The sequence below is a fragment of the Mesorhizobium sp. M7A.F.Ca.MR.148.00.0.0 genome (assembly GCF_003997735.1).
Taxonomy (GTDB): Bacteria; Pseudomonadota; Alphaproteobacteria; order Rhizobiales; family Rhizobiaceae; genus Mesorhizobium.
In genome coordinates this window covers 1-408 of sequence record NZ_RZTB01000415.1, presented here as the reverse complement: position 1 = coordinate 408, position 408 = coordinate 1, and the positions used below count along the sequence as shown (strand labels likewise).

The 408-nt window shown below is 55.4% G+C and carries 1 protein-coding gene; it reads right to left on the bottom strand.

Annotated elements, in window-relative coordinates; all coding sequences use genetic code 11:
• Positions 1 to 198: VOC family protein (locus EOB49_RS34765; RefSeq protein WP_206526208.1), on the bottom strand; the 198-nt coding region annotated here is incomplete at its 3' end.
• Between the last annotated feature and the right edge of the window lie 210 nt (positions 199 to 408).

Below are 408 nucleotides of genomic sequence, written 5' to 3'. Positions count from 1 at the left end.
GAGACAGGCTGTCGCCTTGTTGGTTCCGGCAAATTGAGAATGATAGACGTTGAGGGTGGTATCGCCGCTTTTGTAGACGATCAGTTCGCCGCCCTCATCGTGCACCTGTTTCAGGCCAAGCGTTCCCTCGTAGAAAGCCTTGGCCTTTGCCAGGTCCCTTACCGCCAGATTTGCCGTTGCGTTGCTGTTTGCGAGCATAATCGCCTCCTTCTCTGATTGTCGGTCGCGTGCTGGCCGTTGAAATAGATCGCCGTGATTGTTTGACGACTGTCGGCTGGCTTGATTGCTGGCCGCACGATCGTCTGGAAGACGTTTGGTGCTGATGAGATCCGACAGGGCCTATCGATTTTCCGGGCACGCCAAGGCAGCCATTGCTCCACGGCTTGGTTCTGTCCGGAAACTGCATTA